The following is a 19,646-nucleotide window of genomic DNA, read 5'->3' on the forward strand; positions in this document are numbered from 1 at the left end:
TCCAAGACGCCGACAAGACGGCCGCGAATCGGCGGCCTGCTCAGCCTTGAGGCAGAGCAGGGCATCTCAGGTACATACCTTGCGGTAGCCCACCTCCGGGACATACGCCCGCCACTGAGCTTCCGTCAGGTCCTTTCCCCCGGCCCGGGTACAAACCTGGGAAACCGATCGGCCCGTGTCCACCGCATACCGCTGAAGAGGTACATGCGGCCCGCCGGCGTACAGAGTCCGGTTGTCCGTGCTGAAGGCCAAGGTGTCGATGCCCTCGCCCGGTGTCGGAAGCGGGCCGCCAAGGGGCTGTTGGGTCGCGGTGTCCCAGAGTTGGAGCGCGCCCGCATCACCGCCTACCGCCAGAGTGTGGCCGTCGGGGCTGAGGGCGAGAGAACGGACCGCCTCGGGTGTCTCCCCGAGGGGGGCCGGGAAGAGGTTGCGCAGGACACCCGCCCGGTGGCGCAGGTCCCCATCCCACAGGGCCACTCGGCCCGTCGAATCGCCCGCCGCCAGGCTGTTGCCGTCGGGGCTGAAGGCGAGCGCGCTGACCGCATCGCCCTGGACGAGGTCCTGTGCCGCCACATGACCGTCGACTACACGGCCCACCCGGTTGTCGCCGACCACCAGTCCCCCTCGAGGACTTACCGCCATGTGAACGCTGGCCAGGCGGGTATCGGTGGTGGTGTGCAGACGACGGCCGGTCGTCAGATTCCAGGCCTCGGTGCTCAGGCCGCCGATCGTCGGTGTGCGGGTGGCATAGAGGGCATGGCCGTCCGCGGACAGCGCCAGGGCGGTAACCGCCGCACCCGCCTCCGACCTTGACAGGTCCAGGGACGCGCGCTCATGGCCGCCCCCTGTCATGTCCCAGATCGTGACACGCAGCGAGGTCGCCGAATATCCCGGCGTCGAGATCCCGTACGCGAGTGTTTTCCCGTCGGGGCTGAAGTTCGTCAGGGGTTTCGTGCGCTGCGGTACGACCGGATGGGCCGGGTCCCGTGAGACCGGTACCGGCGGTGACGGCAGCGTGCGCAACAGACGGCCGTCCCGGGTGTCGCGGAGTTCGAAGCGGTACGAGGATCCCGTGCGCGCGGCCGTCACCAGCACCCGGCCGTCGGGGCTCAGCCGCCCGCCCGCCAGCGGCGACGCCCGCCAAGCCGATGTCGTCGCGGCCGACAGATCGAGCGTGTGGACCGTGCCCCCTTCCAGGTAGCGCAGAAACGCGTGTTCCGGGTCCCACGCGAGACAGTCGTAGAGGTGCTGGTTGTTCAACGAGTGCCGGAACACCGGGGTGCCCGGGTCGGACAGCCGCCAGACCTGGACCTCGCCGGCATCGGCCGTCGCCAGAAACCTGCCGTCGGCGCTGAGCGACACGTATCGTGCGCCGGTGGCCCGCACCTCGGCCACCTGCCGACGCGACCGTGTGTCCCATACGTCGACGCCGTTCCCGGAGACGGTCGCGAACCGGGTACCGGTGCCGAAGCCCAGCGCCGACCGGTCGCCGCAGATCCGGCCGCCCCTGTCCCACGCGCCGGGGAGCCTGCGATGGCGCACGATGTCCCACACCTGCGGGGCGTGGCCCGACGGGCACACCGCGACCAGGCTGTCGTCGGGACTCGGTGCCACGTTGGCACGGTCGGCCCGGTGGGTCTCGAAGAGCAGGCGGTTGTCCGCGACTGAACGGACCCGGACGTGGTTCTCGCCGTCGGCACCCTCCAGGTATGTACGGCCGCTCGCACCGATGGCCACCTCCGGCAGGACGGGGTCCGGGCCGGCTCCGGTCCAGCGGCCGGTGGTCGTGTCCCACAGCCGTACGCCTCCCGTCTCCTGCGAGATCGCGAGGACCCGGCCGTCCCGCCCGACCGCCAGCACTGCGCCCTGCGGCAGTGGGCCCCGGCCGGTGCGGCGGTGTGTGGCCACGTCCCAGCGCTGCCAGACATCGTCGTCGACGGTGAGCAGTCCGCGGCCGGAATCCACCAGGAAGCGCTGAGTGGCATACCCCGGGGCGGGGTCGGTGAAGGTGTCGAGTTCCGTCTGGACGACGGAGCCGAGCAGGGCGCGCCGGGTCTCGGGCAGCGGGGCGATGTTCCAGGCCGCAGCCCCGAGAAGGAGGGCGGCCCGTGGGTCGGTGGTGCGCAGTCCGTCGGCGACGGCGGCGATCCGGCGGGCGGTGTTCTCGGTGCGCTGCCGCACGGCGACCAGGGCGACCATCAGCGCCGCCGCGAGGACCGCTGACAGCGCACCCACCAACATCCGCCTCCGGCGTCTGGAGCGGATACGAGCCGCGTGTTCCGCCTCGCGGGCCTCGACAGCGGCAACGAGGAAGGTCCGCTCCGCCGCAGTCAGGGCGGGGTCACTCCTAAAGGACGGGAAGTGCTCCTCCGCCCGCGCCAGACGGCTGCCCCGGTACAGGTCACCGGGATCGCGGTCGTGCTCCAACCAGTTGTGGGCCGCCTCGGTCAGCCGACGGTGATGCCGCAGACGTTCCCGGTCCTCCTCTATCCATCCGTGCAGTCGCGGCCAGCCTGTGATCAGTGCCTCGTGGGCAAGCTGCACGCCGTCCTCGTCCACCGCCAGTAGCCGGGCGCGGGCCAGGCGCTCCACTACGTTCGGCGCCTCGGGGTCGGCGAACTCGTTGAGATCGGCCCGGGTCAGGGGACGCCGAGTGTCACGGGTGCCTTGCCCCGGCTCGACCATGCGCGTCAGCAGGCGGCGGGCGGTGCGTGCCTGGGCCGGGGACAGCCGCCCGTACGCCTCCTCGGCGCTCGCCGCGATCGCGCCGCGCACTCCGCCCGCCGCCTCGTACGCGTCCAGAGTCAGGGTGCGGGCCTTGCGCCGCCGCCAGGTCTCCTGCAGGACGTGGGAGAGCATCGGCAGCCCGCCGGGCTCGTGGAGGAGGTCGTCGATGAGCCGTGCGGTCAGTTCCCGCTCCACCAGGTGCCCGACCGACTGCGCGGGCTTGACGATGGCGTCCCTCAGTTCGTCCGCCGTCATCGGGCCGAGCAGCAGCCCGGCGCCGTCCAGGGCGTCCGCCAGTCCCCTGTGCTCGGCGCAGCGGGCGTAGAAGTCGGCCCGTACCGTGATCAGGACCCGCAGTCGGCTGTCCGGTTCGCGGGCGGTGAGCAGCAGGTCGATGAAGCGGGAGCGCTCCCGTGGGTCTCGGCAGAGCGTGAAGATCTCCTCGAACTGGTCGACCACGACCCAGCTCTCCGGCTCTCCGGGCGCGGGCGCCAGCAGATGTCCGTACGTCGTCGCGGGCCGGGTTCCGGGGGTGAGTACCCGCAGCGCCGACGGGCAGTCGCGCTGCCCCATCTCCTCCCGCAGCCGGGGGATCAGCCCGGCCCTCAACAGCGAGGACTTGCCACTACCGGACGGCCCGAACAGCACCGCGAGTCGCCGGTCGCACACCAGACGCCGCAGCCGGTCGATCATCCGGTCACGACCGAAGAACAGTGCGTGGTCGTCCGTCTCGAAGCGGGCCAGGCCCCGGTACGGCGGCTCGACGCCCTCCGGATCCTCCCGGCCCAGCCGGTCGAACTCCGCCTCCGCCTCCTTCCAGCGGGACTCCCACTCACCGGGGTCGCCCCCGCATGCCCGTGCGTACCCCTGGACCACGGCGAGCGACGGCAGCCGCTCCCCTCCGGCGGCATGCGCCAGCGTCGTCACCGAGAAGCCGGCGGTCACCGCCATGGACCGGTACGAAGGACACCCCGCGGCCCGGCGCAGCTCCCGCAGCTCATGGGCGAAGCGCTGGACCGGGCCGGCCTCGGGATCCAGCGGTCGCTCAGGTCGTCCCATGGTGCACCTGCTTTCCCACAGCTGATGAAAACGACATTCAAGAGCGCTCAACATACGATTCGCCCGGTCCGCGAGTAAACCGTCCGAGATGTGAGGTTGATGACGCCCGCACTCAGGCGCCTGCGGACAACCACGCCGCGCAGGAAAGTTGTTTGTCCTGATGAAAGGACGTGCCTGACAACTCTCCCGTGTCCAGTGTCGATTCCGGGCCGCCGCATTCCGGCGTGGCCCCACCCCCGCACGAACCGGAGAGCACCAACATGTCCCAGACACTCAAGACCAAGAGAAAGTCCCGGCTCCGCAGGGCCGCGGTCATCGCGGGCAGCGTGACGGCCCTGACCGCCGGTCTGGCGGGCAGCGCGTTCGCCGCAGCCCCCGATCCGCTGCCGTACCAGGCCTCCGCCTTCCAGGACAAGTACCAGCCGTTGTTCGACTACGACCACGACGGCTGCTACCCCTCCTCCGCCGTCGACAAGAACGGGCATCTCAACGGCGGCCTGAACACCGTCGGCGACCCAGGCGCCGGCTGCCGGTTCATCGGCCGGGCCAACACCTACGTCCGGTCCGCCTGCGACGCGACCTGGTGCGCGTACGTCTACACGCTGTACTTCGAGAAGGACCAGGGCCCGATCGGTGGTCACCGGCACGACTGGGAGGCCGTAGTGGCCTGGCAGAAGCGCGGGCAGGAGGCGCCGTCGTACATCTCCGTCTCCGCGCACGGCGGGTACAGCAGCAAGGCGTTCAACACGATCGAGCGTTCCGGCAACCGCGCCCACATCGTCTACCACCTGGACGGTGGCTCCACCCACGCCTTCCGCTTCGCCAAGGCCGGTGAGCAGCCGGAGGCCGTCAAGGGTGTCTGGGACCGGCCGGCCCTCGTCGCACTGGACAAGCTCAAGCAGAGCAACCGCACGGCGTTCGACGCGCTGTGGAACAGCAACTGGATCGAGCCGGGCCTGACCTTCGGCGCCAACTTCCCCATCCAGGACAGGGACGGCCACTTCCAGACCACTCTGACCCGGGCACGCGAGAGCGTGAACAAAGACCTGGGCAACCCCATCCCCAGTTTCAACCCGAACGTCGCCTTCTGAGGCCGTTCCCCGAACCACGGCCGTCGACGCGTACTCCCCCAGCGTCGGCGGCCGTGCTGCATGCGCGGCGTCGGGTCAGCGCGACGGCACCCAGGAGGCGGGCCGGGTAAGGCCTTCTGTTGTCCCGCACCAGGTGGTCGGAGCCACGTGCTGAGCCGAGCCCTCCCGGAGACGACGCCGGGGCGGGCACCTGAATACGGTGCCCACCCCGGAACGCTCTTCACCCCGAACTACGGAGCCTGCACCGCACGCAGAGCGACGGCACTGCGGACCTTGTGGTGCTTGTCGCTCCACGTGATCGAGCCGAAGTTCCAGTCGCCGTAGGCCGCGTCGGTACGCGTGAAGGTGACCTTGTAGGTCGCCGTACCGCCGGGCGACACGACCAGCGTCCTCGGCGAGACAGTGGCCCGGTAGCCGGGCGGCGTCTGGAGCGTGACGGCGTAGACGCCTGTCTCGCCGCTGATGTTGGTGACCCTGCGGGTCACGGTCTGCCCGCCCGCGAGGTCACCGACCGCGATGGTCGGGTTGTTGAGGTCGCTCGGGTCGGTGTTCGGCACTCCGGCGCAGGGGTCGCCGCCGCCGTCGGTCACCGGCGGCTGGCCGATGGCACACAGGTACGCGGTCCAGTCGGCGGAGGTGGAGTCGTAGACCAGGCCCGGGTCGTCGGCGGTGTTCGGGACGACATGGCCGGAGCCGTAGTCGAGGGGGGTGGCGGCGACGCCGCCGGAACGCTCGATCGGCCTGCCCGTGTCGGTCTTCGTGCTCGCAGTGGTCATCAGGGCCGACTTGACCTCCATGGGGGACCAGTCGGGGTGCAGCTGACGCAGCAGCAAACCGAGGCCCGCCACGTGCGGGGCGGCCATGGACGTGCCGGACAGGATGCCCTGCGCACCCTTGTACGTGCCTCCGTCGCCGCCCGGCGTGGTGCCCGCGACGATGTCCACGCCGGGGGCCGCGATGTCGGGCTTGAGGAGGTCACCGTCGCTGTTGAGGTCGGGACCGCCGGAGGAGAACCCGGGGATCTGCGGGGCCTCCTGGTGCCCGGAACGCGCAGCGGTGAGTTCGGCGGTGGCACCGGAACCACCGGCGTACGCCTTGACGGCTTCACCGTCGGCCTTGGCGAGCTGCAGGCTCGGCAGGGTATGGGAGTCGACGGTCTGCTCGTCGGTGGTGTTCATGTTGTACAGCACCATGCCCACGCCGCCGGCCGACTTCACCTCGGCGCTCTTGGCCGGGCGGGGCACGCTGCCGCGGGCGCAGACCACGATCGCGCCCTTGACCGTGTCGGGGTCCAGGGTGCCCGGCACACACATCGCGGCCTGGTTCCCGTCCGCCCCGCTCCTGGCCGCCTTCGCCGCGTCGATCAGGGGAGCGGAAGGGACCGGGGAGCCGCTGCCGCTGACCCCGGTGTACGAGACGCCGCTGCCGAGGGTGACGGTCGCGCGATAGCCCGTGTCGTGGGTGGAGGCGGCCACCGTGGTCAGCCACGGGACGCCGTTGGAGGCCGTCCGGGGGCCGGTGTTGCCCGCCGCGGCAGCGATGAAGACTCCCGCCTTGGCCGCGTTGAACTCGGCCATGTACTCCGGCCGGTTCGCGGGCGCGGTGTTGCTGCCGCCGAGGGAGAGGTTGATGACGTCGACGCCGTCGGCCACGGCCTTGTCGAAGGCTGCCACGATGTCCGCGGTCCAACAGCCGCTGCTCCAGCAGACCTTGTAGGCGGCGATGCGGGCGGCCGGAGCCAGGCCGGATATGTGTCCGGCTATGCCGGTGTCCGGCACGGCGGCCGGGACGTCGTGGTTGCCGGCCGCGGTGGTGGCGGTGTGCGTGCCGTGGGACGAGGCGTCCATCGGGGACGCCCAGTCGGTGTCCGAGGGGTCGGTAACACCCTTGTTGAAGTACTGGGCGCCGATCACCTTGTTGTTGCAGGTGACCAGGTGCGCGGTGTCCGCGCCTCGGTCACAGGTGCCCTTCCACTTCTTGGCGATGATCTCGGCGTCGGGACGGGGCTCCGGGAGGGCCGCGAGCGACGGGTTGCCGGTGTCGATTCCGGTGTCGATGACACCGAGGATCATGCCCTGCCCGGCGTTTCTACGGCCGCCGGGAATCTTCGAGTAGAGGCCCTTGCGGTCTTTCAAACCCAGAAACCGAGCGACGTCAGGGGGTTGAAGGGCTCCGGTACCGGCCGCGCCGTTGGCTGCGGTCGTCGCGGTGGGGTGGCTCGCGACATTGCGCGTCAGCGAGACGACGCCCGGAACTCGGGCGAGCCCATCAGCCTGACGATCCGTCAGCTGCGCCGAGAAGCCGTTCAGCACATACGAATAGGTGTAGAGCGGCTTCACACCCGGCACCGCCTCCAGCACCTCGTCGCGTTCCCGCTTCAGGTCACGGACGTGGTCACGGACGGCCTTCGTCGCCGTGTCGAGCCGCTCACCCTGAGGTGCCGCGGTGCCGGGATCGGTCGCGACGGGTGCGCCGGCGAGCTGGACGAGGTAGGTGGTCTTCGGGGCGGCGCCGGACGGCCCTTCTCCCTGCGAAGCGGCCTGGACGGGCGTGGCACCGGTCAGGAGAAGCCCGCCCGCCAGGGCCGGAGCAAGCACGGACACAATTCTGCGGCCGATGCCGCGACATCGGGCGGACTGCTGTTGGGACACGATGGACGGCCTCCCCCGCGCATGCCGGTCAGACGCATGCGCACGATGGTGTGATGAGCGATCAAGCCCTCAAGGGCGCCGTCATCGTGTTACGGGAGAGGTCACCGAGAAAAGAGGGAAGATCTTGAACTCTACATAACTACACACCGCCTCCACAGAGTTCACATGCCGCCCAAACCAACTGGGCAGTGACCACTACCCAGTTGCGGAAACATCGGGCGTCAGACCGGTCGGGCACGGGAACCCGACATGCCGGTCATCCCTCGTACGGCCCGCAAGGACGGGCCTATGCTGCCACCTCGACCGAAGCCGCTGTGACCGATCCCCACCCTCCGTTGATGACGGGGAGTGGCCTACCCACTCCCAGGCGACCGGAGACGACCCAACTGCTCACCAACGACGAAACACTGAAGGTCCACCGGCGGAACCGGGACAACCGCGAGGTCCTCAATGAGCGGAACCCCGCATCGTGGACCATGATCGACACCGACGCGCACACCCTCCGCCTCGCGACGCCCTTCACGTCCGGCGTCGGTGGCCAAGCCGGCCCCGCACGCTCGATGTGCAGGGAGGTGACCGGATGGTGACCGCCGCCATCGACCTCTTCCACACAGTCGACGGGTCCCGCGAGGCGCCCACGCTGCTCCTGGTGCACGGCTGGGGCGGCGACGGTCGCCAGTGGTCGTGGCACGCGGAGGAACTGCGCGAAACATTTCGCGTGGTCGTCCCCGACCTGCGCGGACACGGCCGCTCCCCCGTCCCGGACCAGGACAACACCCCGGCAGCGATGGCCAATGACCTGGCGGCGCTCATCACCCACCTGGGAACCGGGCCGGTCGTCGCCGTCGGCCACTCCATGGGCGTCCAAGTCGTCAACCTCCTGGCCATCGGCCACCCGGAGTCCGTACGCTCCGTCGTCGCCCTCGACCCGGCCCACGGCGCACACGGTGCCGAGCTGGACGACATTCCCCGGCGACTGGCCGCCTTCCGCGAGAACGGTGCCCGTGAGGCCGCCGCGTTCATCTCCGGGGCCTTCTCAGCACAGGCCTCACCCGGTCTGCGCACCGCGCACATCCGCACGATGCTCGGCACCCCGGACCACGTCATCGCCCAGGCGTACGCGGGCATGTACACCGATCCGGGGGCGGTCGGCATCCGCCCGCGCAGTGAGGAGTACCTGCGCCTGCGCACACAGCCCGCGCTGACGGTCTGGACCTCGTCGGAGGCTGCCGCATGGGAACGTACGGCGGCGCCCGGCTCCCGCGTCGAGCATTGGCCCGCCACCGGCCACTATGTGCACGAGGAGCGCCCGGAAAACACGATCGGACTCATTCGGGAGTGGGCCGACCGGGACTAGCACTCCAGCAGCGGCTCGCTGTCTGCCCTCCCACGGCTCGCGCGAAGCCTGCGTGAACAGGTGGTCGACGAGGCTGAAGCGCGACACCCGCTGGGACTTCGGGACGGCCGAGACGTAGCCAGTGGCGGCCTCTTCCCCCGAGGCGACGGAAACGCCATTCCTGACCATGAGCGGAAGCGGCTGCCGCCCAGGCGTCCGGCAGCGGCAAGGCGAGCGACCGCAGCTCGATCGGCATGGCCGACCCTCCTCTCGCGTGGTCCAGGGCTTGGCCATTCACAGCTCGCGGTTCACGAGGCCTGGCCGCGAGCGGTGGCGTAGGCGGCGAGGGCGCTGATCTGGCACTTTTCGGCGCAGTCGGCGGTACTGGAGTCTTGACTCTGAAGACCCGCGGAGATCGTGCCCTTCTTGATGAAGCCCGGTGGCGTCGAGGATGCGCGCCCTGTCGTCCTCGACGAGTTGCTCGGCGACGGCCCGTTGAGTCAAGGCCGCAGGCGTTCGGGGGCGATGCCCGGCGTATTCGGCTGACTGCCAGCCGTTCTTGCGCAGGAAGAGGTCGTCGAGTTCATGGTCGCTTTCCAACGGAACGCGACGACCTCACCTACCGGAGTCGAGACAGCACGCGTGTCAACAAGCCGTCGGCTTCGCACTTGCCGTCCCGGGGGTTCCGTTTCCATCGGCTCATACGTATCGTCTATAGAAATCGGTTGCTACCAACAGATGCAGCAGCCGTGATCAGCATGCAGAAATCGGTTGCATACAGAAAAGCAATGATCGACATGTCGAACAGTGCCCGACTGGCTGAACATGGAGAGCGCGCATGACCACTGCCCCGTACCGCGATCCGGTGCACGACGGGGCCACCGACCCGACGCTCATCCGACATCGGACATCGGCATCGCAGTCAGCACGGATGACGGCCGGAGCTGGTCGTACCAGGGGATCGCGGCGGGCTGGACATCGAGCCGGGCCGCAACACCTTCTGGGCACCCGAAGTGCTCTGGCACGACGGGACTCACCACATGTACGCCTCCTGTCTCACCGGCGTACGAGCCAACTGGAGCGGCCCGGCCCGGATCCTCCACCACACCTCGCACGACCTCGAGACCTGGACCCGCCGGCCGGAGCAACTCCTCGACCGCGCGCCCTACGGACACCACGCCATGGCCGTCGAACAGGGCGACGACCAGGCTCTCCTGACCTACTTCGCCCACGACGAGAGCGGCACCCCACGGCAATCCTCCGTCCGGACTGCTCAACTCACCCTCCAAGACGGGGCATTGGCCTGCACCGCCCAGGCTCCCCGCACACTTCTGCGCCCCGAACCGACCCCGCCCACCGCGGCGGCACCCGCACCCAGACCGAGAGGTAGACCCACCGATGCACCAGTCCCCGGCCCGCTTCACCCTCGACCCCGCGTTCGAAATCGGCGAAGTGAACCCGCGCCTGTACGGCTCGTTCGTCGAGCACCTCGGCCGCTGCGTCTACGACGGGCTGTACGAGCCCGGCCACCCCCAGGCCGACGAGACCGGGCTGCGCAAGGACGTCCTCGAACTCATCCGCGAACTCGGCGTCACCACGGTCCGCTACCCGGGCGGCAACTTCGTCTCCGGCTACCGCTGGGAGGACAGTGTCGGCCCCGCCGAGCAGCGGCCCAGGCGCATGGACCTGGCCTGGCACTCGCTGGAGACCAACCAGTTCGGGCTCGCCGAGTTCATCGACTTCTGCCGCAAGACGGACGTGGAGCCGATGATGGCCGTCAACCTCGGCACCCGGGGTGTCGAGGACGCCGTCCGCCTCCTCGAGTACGCCAACAACCCCGGCGGCACCGAGCTGGCCGATCTGCGCATCGCGCACGGCGCCAAGGAACCGTACGGCATCCGCATGTGGTGTCTGGGCAACGAGATGGACGGCCCCTGGCAGATCGGCCACAAGAAGCCCGAGGAGTACGCGCGCCTCGCCCGTGAGACAGCCAGCGCCATGAAGATGGTGGACTCGAAGCTCCAGCTGGTCGCCTGCGGTTCCTCCGGTTTCGGGATGCCGACCTTCGGTACCTGGGAGGCGACCGTCCTGAACGAGTGCTACGAGCAGGTGGAGTACGTCTCGCTCCACTCCTACTACGGGTTCGAGAAGGGCGACACCGACCTCGCCTCCTTCATGTCGTGCGGCGAGGACGTCGAGCGGTACATCAGGGGTGTCGTCGCCACCTGCGACCACATCGGCGCCAAACTCAAGTCACCGAAGAAGATCATGCTGTCGTACGACGAGTGGAACGTCTGGCACGCCAGCCGGTCCCCCATGGCCCCGCCGGAGGAGGACGGCTTCGCCTACGCGCCGAGGCTGCTGGAGAACACCTACTCCCTCGCCGACGCCGTACTGACCGGCTCCCTGCTCATCGGCATGCTGCGGCACGCCGACCGGGTCACGTCCGCCTCCCTGGCCCAGCTCGTGAACGTCATCGCGCCGATCATGACCGAGCCGGGCGGGCCCGCCTGGAAGCAGACGATCTTCTACCCCTTCGCCCAGGCGTCCACGTACGGGCGGGGCCGGGTACTGCGCGTAGAGCCGGACAGCCCGCGCCAGGACACCGAGCGCTTCGGCGAGGTCGACCTGCTGCACGCCACCGCCGTCACCGACGACCGGACCGGCGCCGTCACCGTCTTCGCCGTCAACCGTGACCTGGAGCGGGGCCTGCCGCTGGAGGTGGAGCTGCGCGGGTTCGGCGACGGGCTGCGGGTCGTCGAGCACCTGGTGCTGGACGGCGACGACCCGCAGGCCTGCAACACCCTCGACGCCCCCGACCGGGTCACCCCGCGCACGGCGACGGGCGCCGCGGTCTCCGGCCGTGTGCTGCGCGCCGAACTCACCCCGATGTCCTGGAACGTCATCCGCCTGACCCGAGCCGAGAGCTGACGAGAGACATGTCTTCCTACACCGAACGCCAGGGTGGCCTTGAGCGCCGAGACGGCGAGGAAATCCTGCGCATCGAGCCCTGGGGCCCGCACGCCGTGCGGGTCCGGGCCGCCGCCGCGACCGCGATCGACCCGGTACTGCCAGGTGCGCTCGACACCCCCGCGCCCGGCGCCGAGGCGACCGCGTCGGTCCTGCCCGACGGCACCGCACAACTGGTCAACGGCCGCATCACCGCGCACGCCGACGCGCAGGGCCGGCTCCGTTTCACCGAAACCGCCACCGGCCGGGAGCTCCTGGCCGAGAAGAGCGGCTGTATGTGGGGCTTCGGTCCCCGCGTCCACCGTCCGCTGCCCGACGGCTCGCTCCACATCGAGCAGCACTTCGAGGCGTACGACGGTGAACGCGTCCACGGCCTGGGGCAGCACCAGCACGGCAGTTTCGACCAGAAGGGCTACGTGGTCGACCTGATCCAGGGCAACACCATCGCCACCATTCCCTTCCTGCACTCCTCCCGTGGCTACGGCCTGCTGTGGAACAACCCGGCTCTCGGCCGCGTGGAACTGGCCGCCGACACCACCCGCTGGACCGCCGACCGCGGCCGGCAGATCGACTACTGGATCACAGCGGGCGATCCCGCCGAGATCCTGGCGTCGTACGCCGACGCCACCGGCCACCCGCCGCTGCTGCCGGAGTGGGCAAGCGGCTTCTGGCAGTCCAAGCTGCGCTACCGCACGCAGGACGAACTCCTCGCCGTGGCACGGGAGTACAAGGAGCGCGGGCTGCCGCTGTCCGTCATCGTCTGCGACTTCTTCCACTGGCCGAAGATGGGCGACTGGCGCTTCGAGGAGAGCGAGTGGCCCGACCCGGCCGCGATGACCAAGGAGCTGGAGTCGCAGGAGGTCAAGCTCGCCGTGTCCGTCTGGCCCACCGTCGAGGAGGGCAGCGAGAGTTACGACGAACTGCGCGCCGTCGACGGTCTCGTCGGGGACACCGACGGGGACGGCGCACCGCTGACCAACGCCTGGCCCGCCCGGGGCCACGGCACCGACTACCAGCCGATGGCGTACTTCGACCCCACCGGCGCCGATGCCCGCCGCCTGCTGTGGCAGCGCCTCAACGACAACTACCGCGCCCAGGGCGTCACCGCCTTCTGGCTGGACTCCGCCGAGCCCGACATGCCGGCCGCGCTGTCCACCCGGGCCGTCTACACCGCGGGCCCCGGACCCCAGGTCACCAATCTCTACGGGATGTACGAGGCCCAGGCCGTCGCCGACGGCCTGCGCGAGGCGGGCGACGACCGTCCCCTGTCGCTGATCCGCTCGGCATGGGCGGGCAGTCAACGCTACGGCGCCGCCCTGTGGTCCGGCGACATCCCCAGCACCTTCGACTCCCTCTCCCGTCAGATCCGCGCCGGTCTCAACGTCGCCATGAGCGGTATCCCCTGGTGGAACACCGACATCGGCGGCTTCGGCGGGGGCGACCCCACCGACCCCGCCTTCCGGGAACTGCTGGTCCGCTGGTTCCAGTACGGCACCTTCAGCCCGATCATGCGCCTGCACGGCGACCGCGCCCCCAACCAGCCCTTCACCGCCGACTTCACCGGCGGCCCCAACGAGGTCTGGTCCTACGGCGACGAGGCGTACCCGATCCTCACCGCCCACCTCCACCTCCGCGAACGCCTGCGCCCGTATCTCAGCGAACTGTCCGAACAGGCGCACGTCACCGGCGCCCCGCCCATGCGCCCGCTCCTCTTCGGCTTCCCCGAGGACGAGCAGGCCTGGGAGGTGGACGACCAGTTCCTGCTGGGACCCGACATCCTCGTCGCCCCGGTCTACGAGGCGGGAGCCCGCACCCGCACGGTCCACCTGCCCGCCGGCACCCGCTGGCTCGACCCGGCCACCGGGACGGTCCACGAAGGAGGACAGCGGATCGAGGCGGCCGCGCCTCTGGACCGAATCCCCGTCCTCGTCCGTGAGGGTGCCGCCGTCGCGTCGGTTCTCACCGGCTGACGGGACCCCGCGCAAGTCCGGGCAGGCTCAAGGCCCCTGGCAGGAACGATCTCGCAGGAGGGAGTTCCGCCCCAGGGGCCCCACCTGTCCACCATCGGCACCCGCACCGACCTGGCCGTTCACGAGGTAAATCTTCTGAGTAAACGCCCCACCAAAAACTCGCAAAGGGTGCACTTTACATATTGACGGTTGATCTTTAGCTTCTTACCTTCCCTTTATGCGAACCGGTTCGACTGCCCGGAGCGCGCCTCCCTTCCCCCCACTTCTCGTGACCGGTCGCCGGAGACAGTGCACCGGTTCGAGCAAGGAGTTGCCGTGAACCTCGGTGAGATCTTCTCCGAGCCGGTGTGTTGTGGAGCTCTGTGCCCTGCGCGCTGAGGGGCGAGCGCCCCTGTCTGAAGAGACCCCGTGAGGATCCAGGGCGGGGTGGCCCGTTGACGAGGCCCTCGATGGTCAGATCCAGAACACCCCGGAAGTGAAGTGAACAACTCAATGATGGATGTGGGGAGTCTCCCTGTGCCCCTGACCACGTTCGTGGGCAGGGGCGGGGACCTCGCCGAGGTGTGCCGTCGTCTGGAGGTGACGCGGCTGCTGACGCTGACCGGTGTGGGAGGTGTGGGCAAGTCACGGCTGGCGGTGCAGGTGGCCACCTCATCCGTCACCACCTTCGCGGACGGGACGTGGGTGATAGACCTGGCCGCGGTGAGGGAGCCGTCGGTGGTGGCTGGGACGGTCGCCTCCACCCTGGGGGTGCCGGACGTCGGCGCACAGCCTGTCGTTGATCAACTCGGCGGATATCTTGCCTGGCGGCGGGCGCTGATCGTGCTGGACAACTGCGAGCACATCGTCGACGCCTGCGCCGAGTTGGTCCAGCAGCTGCTGTCGGCCGCTCCGGGCCTGTGCGTCATGACGACGAGCCGCCAATCGCTGGGCCTCATCGGCGAGCATGTCCACATCGTGTCGTCCCTGCCCCCGGACGAGGCCGTCGAGCTTCTGCGGGTTCGCGCTGCCGCCGTCCGGTCCGAGTCCCGGGTCACCGACGTGAACCGGGACCATGCCGTCCGGCTGTGCGCGGAGCTGGAAGGGTTGCCGCTGGCGATCGAACTTGCGGCGTCGCGGCTGCGTACGCTCACCGTCGATCAGGTGGCGGACCGGCTGGAGGACCGCTTCGCACTGCTGACCGGCGGTAGCCGGACCGCGTCTCCGCGGCAGCGGACCCTACGCGCGACGGTGGAATGGAGCTACGGACTGTGTTCCCCGGCCGAACGGTTGCTGTGGCACCGACTGTCCGTCTTCGCCGGGAGTTTCGCCCTGGAGGCAGCCGAGGGTGTATGCGCGGGCGAAAGCATCCAGGCGCACCAGGTTCTGGATCTCCTGGGCGGGCTCATCACCCAGTCCGTCGTGCTGACCACCGAAGCCGAGGGCCTGCCCCGCTACCACATGCTGAAGACCATCCGCGAGTACGGCCGCGAACGCCTCACCGAGTCAGGAGAGGAGGAATGCCTTCGGCTGCGACACCGCGACTTCCATCTGGCCCTCGCCGAGCAGATCGCCGACGGCTGGCACGGGCCGGGTCAGGAGCTTGCCCTGGCCAGGATGCGTGCCGATCACCCCGATCTACTGGCTGCCTTGGACTGTCCCGGCGACCCTCAGGTCACACTGGCCCTGGCTGCGGCGCTGCGCTACCACTGGTGCGTAGGCGGCTTTCTCGGTGAGGGGCGCCGTAGGCTCGAAGGGGCGATCGAGGTCGCCCCGGAGCCCACCCCGGCCAGAGTCGAGGCGCTCCTGGCGGCCGGCTGGGTGGCACTGCTGCACGGCGACCACGCGGCGGCCGACCAGTGGCTGGATGAAGCCGCTGAGTTGGGCAGGCAGTTGGACGACCCGGCGGTACGCGCACGTGCTCAGCACCTCCGCGGCATCCTGGCGGCGGTGTTCCGGGAGCAACCGCATGAAGCCGTGTCCATGCTGGAGGATGCGGTGGCCGCCTACACGGCTCTGGGCAAGGAAGCCGAGACGGCCCTCCCTCTGTTTCAGCTTGGCCTCACCCAGCTCGGTCTCAGGGATCCGCAGGCGACCGGGACCTGCGGGCTGGCACTCGCCGCAGCGGAGGCGCACGGTGACCGGTGGGGCCACGCGCACGCACTGTGGGCCCTGGGCCTTGACGCCTTCTCTCGCGGTGAGCCGGAGAAGGCCATGGAGTCGACCCGCGCCGCGCTGAAGATCGAGCAGGGTTTCACCGACTACGTCGGGGCCGTACTGATGGTGGAGGACCTTGCCTGGATGTCCGCCTCATGCGGCTACCACCAGCAGGCGGCACGGCAGCTCGGCGCCGCAGGTGCCCTGTGGCGAGACATCGGGATCGCTCCTTCCGCCTTTCCGTTGTTGGCCGAGCGCCATGCCCAGTGCGAGGAAGACGTCGTACAGGCTTTGGGGTCGGCCGGGTACGAGAAGGCGTTCGCGGAGGGCGGCGTGGCCGACAGCCGCGCCCGGGCCATCGCGGTCGCCTTGGAGTCGGGCATCGAACCGGTCACCCCGGTCGCTGTCCCAAGCCCACTCACACCCCGGGAGCGGGAGATCGCCCCGCTGGTGGCCGGGGGCATGAGCAACAAGCAGATCGCCGCCGAACTGATGGTCTCCCCCCGCACCGTCGACCGCCACATAGACAACATCCGCACCAAGCTCGGCTTCAGCCGCCGCACGCAGATCGCAGCCTGGTGGACGGCCCACCATCTACCGGTGGTTCGTTGAATCCGGCGGTAGAGATCTGAGCTCGACGTTTATGGTCCGTAGTCGCACAAAACCTCGAACTTACCGTCGTTTTCGGCTGACTGCCGGACGTGAGAGCGGCCTCCGCCTGATCCTGTACTCCGTCGCAGAGGCACTTGACCAGCACGAAGGCCGTAGCCATGAGTCTGCGAGCTGAAGATCGTCGCCGACTTCGGCGAGGAGACCTACACCCTCGGCTGATCTGATCGGCAAGGGTCGCCAAGACCCTCGAAGGACTCAAGCAGATCGGTCGTGATCCGGTCGAAGGGCGCCGTAGCGGGTTGGTTCTCCACCCACCAGGCCGCGATCTGGGTCCGGCGGAAGGAGCTGAGCTTGGCGCGGATGTTCTCCATGTGACGGTCGACTGTGCGCGGGGACAGGAACAGCCTCGTGGCGATCTGCTTGTTGCTCAATCCCTGCGCCACCAGCTCGACGACCTCCTGTTCCCGGAGGCTGAGCGGGTTCCGGTCCACGGAAGTGTCAGTCGCCGCACGGACAACGACGATGTCGAGAGCGAGCGCGATGGCCTCGGCTCGGTTCTTGGCCGCTCTGCCCGCGGCGAACGCCTCCTCGTACACGCCCCGACCCACAGCCCGTACGATCTCTTCCTCACAGCGGGTATGGCGCTCCACCAAGTGCGGGAAGGCCGAGAGGGTGGCGCCGATCTCCCGCCACACGGCATCTGCGGCGCCCAACTGGCGGGCCGCCCGCTCGTGGTCACGGCAGGCGGACGTCAGAACGGCGAGATCCTCCAACATGAACGCGGCCCCCATGTAGTCCGCGAAGTCCTGCTGGATCTCCAGCGCGCTGCGCAGATACTCCATGGCTTCACACGGTTCGGCGCGTAGAGCCGCAGCGTTGCTCATGGCCCAGAGCGCGTGCGCGCGACCCCACTGGTCGCCGTAACGCTCGGCCACGGCCAGTGCCCGCTCGGCGGTCCCGGTCCCACGCGGATCACCGCACACGAGCTGTACGAAGCTCAACTGGAACAGCGGCATGGCGTTCTGGGACTCCTGCCCCAGCCCGGTGTTGTCGGCCACCACCTGTTCCAGCAGCGCCATGGCCTGCTTCGGCTCCTTCTGGAACGTCCAGGCCAGCGCCCCCCGCATGTGCAGGACGTTCGGGCGCACCGTCGGGTCGCCCAGCACGGCACCCAGGTCCTCGGCTTCGTCCAGGCATCGGTGGGCCGCCACGGGGTCGCCGAGCAACAGCATCGTCCAGGCCACGGCCAGCAGCGCCTGCGCGCGCGCCGGGGTGGGCTCGGGTGCCGCGGCGAGGGCCGCGTCGAGCCGGTGGCGCCCCTCCCGGAGGAAGCCGCCGAGGCACCAGTGGTAGGAGAGCGCTCCGGCGAGAACCAGTGTCGCCTGCGCGTCCCCGGGGCAGTCCAGGGCCGCCATCAGGTCGGTGTGATCCGCGCGCAGCCGCGCCAGGGCCTGCTGTTGGCCCGGCCCGTACCAGTGGTCGGCGACGTGTTCGGCGATGGCGATGTGGAAGTCGCGGTGACGCAGTCGCAGAGTTTCCTCCGCACCGGACGCGACGAGCCGCTCCCTGCCGTACTGGCGGATGGTCTCCAGCATCCGGTAACGCGGGAATCCTTCCGCCTCGGTGGTCAGCAGGACGGACTGGTTGATGAGTCCGCTCAGCAGGTCGAGAACGTCGCAGGCCTCCAGACCGTCGCCCGAACAGACGCCCTCGGCCGCCTCCAGGGAGAAGGACTCCGGGAAGACCGACAACCGGGCCCACAGCAGACGCTCCTCCGGCGAGCACAGCTCGTAGCTCCACTCGACCGTCGCGCGCAGGGTGCGGTGCCGGGGAAGCGCGGTCCTGCTGCCGCCGGTCAGCAGCGCGAAGCGGTTGGTGAGCCGGTCCGACAACTGTTCCACGGTGAGGGTCCGCAGCCTCGACGCGGCGAGCTCGATCGCCAGCGGTATCCCGTCCAGGTCGGCGCAGAGCCGCGTGACCGCACCGTCCCCGACCTGCGACAGTCGGAACTCCGGTCGCACGGCCGCGGTCCTGACCCCGAGCAACTCGACTGCCTCGTCCAGCCTCAGGGGTGGGACGGAGTAAAGGTGTTCGCCGCCGATGCCGAGCGCCTGCCGACTGGTCGTCAGCACACGGAGCTGCCCGGCCGCGGAAAGGAGTGCCTCGGTCAACTCGCCACACGCGTGCACGTGTTCCTCGCAGTTGTCGAGAACGATCAGTGCCCGGTGCCCGGCCAGACGTGCCGTCATCTGCTCCAGGACCGGCCGGGTTCCCAGGTCCGGCACCCCGAGCGCCATCGCCACGGCGGTGGCCACGGTCCTCGTCCCCGCGTCCTCCACCGGGGGTACACGTGCCGCCGCCAGATCAACCAGCCACACGCCGTCCGGGAACACCTCCCTCAAAGAGGAGGCCACCACGAGCGCCAGCCGCGTCTTGCCGATACCGCCCACTCCGGTGAGTGTCACCAGCCGCTGGGTCTCCAGGAGCCGGCGGACGTCGTCAACCTCGGACCGACGGCCGACGAACTCCGTGAAAGCCTCGGGGAGGTTTCCCGCCCGCAGGACTCCGACAGCCATGTCCTTCTCCTTTCCGGCGGTCCCGGAAGGGCGCCGGCAAGCTCTCCATGCGTCGCGGCCGGGGGAAGCGGATCTCTCACGTGTCTGGGTGGGGGTGACAACCAGTGACGTGTCCGTGCCGCTAGCTTCGCTCCTCGAACACGGCTTGCCCCCTTGCGCAGCCGCGACTTCAAGAATCGAACAATATCAGCGGGTGTAGGTGAAAACCCATAGGTAGCGGGCTACTGACGCCTATCTCATCTGATGCACCAGTGACGGATGGTTCGTCGGACTCGGGCGCGTAGCGGATCGCGCCGACGTTGATGGACGTATGCGTGTGGCGGGCGAGGAGACCACCTCGCGCTCGCACGGACCTGGGCCCGCGCATGACGGATGCCCGGCTGCGCTGTGCACAGCCGGGCATCCGTCACTCGAAACGCTCGCCCCTGCCGACCCCTGTCATCCCTGCCACCGCGGGCTTCGCGACAGGGTTCGGCGCTCGTCGGCCGGGGTGCAGGTCACCACCAGCCTGCCTTCAC

The 19,646-nt window shown here is 69.5% G+C and carries 9 protein-coding genes; 6 read left to right on the top strand and 3 right to left on the bottom strand.

Annotation, left to right across the window (positions count from 1 at the left end):
* Window positions 1–66 precede the first annotated feature (66 nt).
* Entirely contained in the window at window positions 67–3,786 is a 3,720-nt protein-coding gene (locus CW359_RS03215) for an nSTAND1 domain-containing NTPase (protein ID WP_105968123.1), read from the bottom strand.
* Between the two features lie 260 nt (window positions 3,787–4,046).
* Between CW359_RS03215 and CW359_RS03220 the strand changes: the two genes are divergently transcribed.
* The gene (locus CW359_RS03220; RefSeq protein ID WP_105968124.1) at window positions 4,047–4,877 is read left to right on the top strand and encodes an NPP1 family protein; all 831 of its coding nucleotides are present in this window, start codon (window positions 4,047–4,049) and stop codon (window positions 4,875–4,877) included.
* A 230-nt stretch (window positions 4,878–5,107) separates the two neighbouring features.
* Here CW359_RS03220 and CW359_RS03225 read toward each other — a convergent pair whose 3' ends face one another.
* Window positions 5,108–7,474: a S8 family serine peptidase gene (locus tag CW359_RS03225; protein ID WP_232838188.1), complete on the bottom strand. Its 2,367-nt coding sequence runs from the start codon at window positions 7,472–7,474 to the stop codon at window positions 5,108–5,110.
* 392 nt (window positions 7,475–7,866) lie between these two features.
* Between CW359_RS03225 and CW359_RS03230 the strand changes: the two genes are divergently transcribed.
* From CW359_RS03230 to CW359_RS03250, 5 genes are all read left to right on the top strand, one after another.
* On the top strand, window positions 7,867–8,115 hold the full coding sequence (locus tag CW359_RS03230; RefSeq protein ID WP_157968473.1) for a hypothetical protein: 249 nt from the start codon (window positions 7,867–7,869) through the stop codon (window positions 8,113–8,115).
* Window positions 8,109–8,885 carry an alpha/beta fold hydrolase gene (locus CW359_RS03235; RefSeq protein WP_105968126.1) on the top strand — a complete coding sequence of 259 codons (777 nt, stop codon included), beginning with the start codon at window positions 8,109–8,111 and terminating at the stop codon, window positions 8,883–8,885. The genes CW359_RS03230 and CW359_RS03235 overlap by 7 nt, the downstream gene beginning before the upstream one ends.
* A 1,377-nt stretch (window positions 8,886–10,262) precedes the next feature.
* Window positions 10,263–11,795 (top strand): arabinosylfuranosidase ArfA, encoded by a 1,533-nt coding sequence (gene arfA / locus CW359_RS03240; RefSeq protein WP_105968127.1) that lies wholly within the window; start codon window positions 10,263–10,265, stop codon window positions 11,793–11,795.
* Window positions 11,796–11,803: 8 nt separating this feature from the next.
* A complete protein-coding gene (locus tag CW359_RS03245; protein WP_105968128.1) occupies window positions 11,804–13,804 on the top strand; it encodes a glycoside hydrolase family 31 protein in 2,001 nt (666 codons plus the stop codon).
* Between the two features lie 516 nt (window positions 13,805–14,320).
* A complete protein-coding gene (locus tag CW359_RS03250; RefSeq protein ID WP_332874956.1) occupies window positions 14,321–16,552 on the top strand; it encodes an ATP-binding protein in 2,232 nt (743 codons plus the stop codon).
* A gap of 203 nt (window positions 16,553–16,755) precedes the next feature.
* Here CW359_RS03250 and CW359_RS03255 read toward each other — a convergent pair whose 3' ends face one another.
* Entirely contained in the window at window positions 16,756–19,128 is a 2,373-nt protein-coding gene (locus tag CW359_RS03255) for a LuxR C-terminal-related transcriptional regulator (RefSeq protein WP_105968130.1), read from the bottom strand.
* Between the last annotated feature and the right edge of the window lie 518 nt (window positions 19,129–19,646).

Origin of the sequence: Streptomyces geranii (assembly GCF_002954775.1) — a bacterium.
In the GTDB taxonomy this organism is placed as follows: domain Bacteria; phylum Actinomycetota; class Actinomycetes; order Streptomycetales; family Streptomycetaceae; genus Streptomyces; species Streptomyces geranii.